1 protein-coding gene is annotated in these 4,001 nt (G+C 40.8%); it reads left to right on the top strand.

What is annotated here, in order from left to right; translation table 11 throughout:
- Window positions 1–3,352, top strand: a 3,352-nt coding sequence (locus Q0257_RS12785) for a hypothetical protein (protein WP_298025390.1), incomplete at its 5' end; no start/stop codon positions are given.
- Between the last annotated feature and the right edge of the window lie 649 nt (window positions 3,353–4,001).

Here is a 4,001-nt window from a genome sequence, read left to right as displayed (position 1 = left end):
TCCGTTGAAGATGAAGGACAAAACCGATTACACTATCGATAAGGAAGTGGATTTTAAAGGAAAAAGTATTTTAGAGCTAAACGATATAGAGATAGGAGATGCGTATCAGGGTCTTACATTTATGCTTAGCTATCGTCCGGATAATCAAGTTGCCTCAGGATCCGATTTAGATCAGTATATAAAAAACAAAGATTTAAATAACAGCGATCCTAAGGCTTATTATTCGGAGCTCAAGAAATGGGAGCTTAAAAAGCGATATGGATATTGCGAGACAGGTGAGAATTTTAGCTGGTGCAACACAAAACTAACTGCGGAGCAAAAGAAGGACATTTGGGAGAATAAAATACAACCGGAGCTGCAGAAGCTTGAAAATAATATAAAGGCTGCTAAAGATGAGTTCGGAATTCAAATGTCAAAAGACGGCTCGTTCCATATATGCGGTAGCGACAACTTTGTGCTTCGCCCTGCATATTTTAATGTAGATACAAAAGCGCTGAAGGATTCGGGCAAGTATAGTAAGATCGTAGATACCACTGCGAGTGGTGATATAACCAAAAAAGGTGATGGCACCAGCGTACTTAATCCTAATAATCTGCGCGTAGGCGGCGATTATACGCAAAACGCAGATATCTTGGCTCACGTAATATCGGCCAGAAGCTATAGTGACAACGGCGTACCTAACTACACAGCAGAAATCGGTGGCGATCTTGGCAATCAACGTTATCATCTGCGTAAAAGCTATGGTGCAGATTCCGACGATACTCAAGATATATCAACCAAGATTCGCGGTATTCAAACCTACTTGCGTCCGTTTATATCTAATGAATGCGCGGCTAATGTCTCTACTCAATCCTATTATGTAGATAGGAATGCTTCCACTACATTAAAACGTGGCGTTAAAGAAGATAGTTGTTATGGTGGTACCGCAGTGGAATATTCCGGTGCTAAATACAATGCCGAAACAGGCAAATATGAGATTGATCCGGAAGCTATCAAAAAAGGCTCTTTTGGCAAGAGCGATGATGTCTCGTGCGTATTAAATGGTACAAGTTCGAAATTTGACGCGTCGTATAGAAGGGTATGGGATAAAAACGCCGTAAGTCTATGGGCGAATTTTAACGTTAGAAATATCGAAGAGACGGAGGGCGTTGCAAAATTTGATAGTAAAGGTCATGCTCAGGGTGCATATCTGATGACCCAGTCCAGAAAAGATCCGGAAGCTAAAGATAAAAGCTATGCCGTTATCTATACCGAAACCATAGGCAAAGATGCCGATAAAATTTTTAACTACTACAATGTCGGCGATGTGCTAGTAAATATCTATGATAACTCATGGACGGATGCCTACTCCGATCAGACATACTCTAAGAAGTGGAATAGCGCTAAATGTATCATCAATTCATCTAGCAATATTCCTAATGCTAAAGGTATGATAGGCTGCGACGTAGGTATGAGGCTTGCTGCTAACAAAGATAAAGCGACAAATGATAATATCGTATTACGCTACCGACCGGATCGTATCAGAGTATCTCTCACAAGCCTTGATAACGGCGTGACAAGGGGTGTAGGTGATAATAATATTTCGGGTGGAATATCTGCGTATACATATTTCAACGCTCCGGACATCGAAAACGATGTCGTAGTATATGCCGACGAAAATTCTAGCCAGAATTTAGCGGTAACTAATCAGCTAAGCCAACTGGCTAAGCTTAAGGTCAATGCAGTAGCGTATCTATCTGACAAAGTTTATAAGGATGTCATCGCTACGCTTTATGACGGATATAAGCAAGATGTTGGTGGCACTCCTCAAGCCGTGTGCGGGTTTTCGAGCGATCTTGATTTTGCGCTAAATTTTGGATTCGATTGCGCTAGCAATAGTACCGATGGACGTTGCTCCACGGCTACCGCTAACAAGACCGGTGGAGATACAAATTACGTGCCATATCCTAATAGAGCTACCGTTACCTATAAGATTGATAGTGGTACGCAATTTTTTGCTGCAAATTCTAACGAGTGCCTAGGCCCTACAGGATATGATAGTAGATGCTATAAATATAACGTAAGAACCCTAAGCTCAACTATTAATGGAGGTTGGAATGAAGCCGCTTCCGCATCCGATACGGGTTACGGCTTGCCTATCCCTCTTAGAATGGCGCTTAATTATTATTCCGACGCTTCATTAATAGGCGGACTTATTAATAGACCGAAAGACGGCACAGGAATTAAGTACGATTCTAAGTCAACGGATTTCAGGATTTTAGCACAAGGATTTAGAGAGGGGCAGACCCCTGGTTCAACTGTATATTTTAATTTCGCTAGGATGCATAAAACCCCTAGCACTCCGGTGCTTATCTACGCTAGTGACTTTGAAATCAGAAATGGCACGATTAGTATCGCCGAAAATTTTTGGCCGTCAAAATTTGATAAATCATACAATGCTATCTCGGATATAACTTCGGAGCAATATAAGAAAGATGATATAAAGTTGTCCCAAGAGAACTTTAATGCTTTCATCACTAGAAAGGTTAGCGAGACCAAAGCTGCAAGCAAAGCTGCTTATATAGCCGCTGCTAATTCCAATAGTAAGACCTATGCAACAGGTAAAACCGTTATAGATTATAGTGACAACGTAGGCACTTATGCGCTATTTGTCTATGGTACATCATATGATAAAAGCCTGGGATCTAGAGTGTATCAGGCTACTACTAGAACGGGAATAACTGTACCTATTTATGCGCAGATCTATTGTGGCAGAACCGATAAGTGCGCGAATATGCCTGCTCCTAGCGCAGAGCTTGCTTATGAGGCTCCTAGCTCAAATATATTTACCGTGCTAGCAGCTCAAGATCCTAGCCTAACCGATTTTACGAAGTTCGTAGTAAATACTAGGGCTACTCTAAATAATATAGGGGCGGAATTCGTAAGCGCCTATACCAGCTTCACGCCTACTAGTGTAACTGTTCACAGGGGCAATGTAGTAAGCTACGGCAAGGAAGATATAGCTATCCAAGCTACTGCTCCGGGCCAGGCTACAATACGTATTGAAACTAACCCATGGCTTATCCATACGCCCGCTTTAAACGATAAGACTATGTTTACTATAGGTGGCGGAGGAGCCTACTCTAAAAAGTATCCAGGCGTACGACAGTATTATAATCCTCTTCGTGTACATATAAAGCAGTCTAAACCTACGGTCTGGGGCGGTGAAGGTCAGGTTAAATCGGGCATAGCGGATGACGTAGGATCGTTCGCTGGTGGTAGCTCGTCAGACAATAGTACTAGCGATACTTCGACTAGAATTCTAGATTCTGGCGATGTTCGCGATATCTACAATCAAAAGACCGATTGGTAGTATCAGCGTTAAGCTCATATTACAAAGGCTAGTCTCCTGGCTAGCCTTTTTTTATGAGCGAAATTTTGGTTTTCTTGGCGACAAATATTTTGGAATTTTGCTTTGCAAATTTTTGTCTGTAAATTCCATGAGATAGAATTTCTTTGAAATTTTAAATTGCGAAATTTTGCTATAAAACTTGGCGGTAAAATTTACTTACTAAGATTTGCGCGTCGTAATGATATATAAGTTTGCGCACTAATTTCAATTGGTAGAATTCAAAGCAAAATCTCGTATGAGGAGAGATCCCTTATTGCTTATTAAAATTCTCAGCCGTTAGCATAGTGGGCTTTGCAAAGTGCGATCATATAAAATTTGCCATAAAATTTCACCACTTAGAATTTTTCTGCCCCAAACATAGCCGTCGAATTCCACTTCATAAAATTCCGCATTCCAATCCTCATCCTAAAATTATATCGCGGCAAAACGCATCGCCGATAAAATTTAAAATTGCTCAAAGCCGCCCGTACTCCACCTATCTTTCAAAATTTTATTTCGTAAAATTCCAATCCGCCTATATCTGTTGTATAAAACCGCTTCATAAATTCCATTTGTTCATTTACCCGTTTTTAAATGAAATTTCGGCACAATGCGGCTTAAAATTTCATCA

This window comes from uncultured Campylobacter sp. (assembly GCF_938018035.1).
Taxonomy (GTDB): domain Bacteria; phylum Campylobacterota; class Campylobacteria; order Campylobacterales; family Campylobacteraceae; genus Campylobacter_B.
This window is presented reverse-complemented; position numbering and strand designations above follow the sequence as displayed.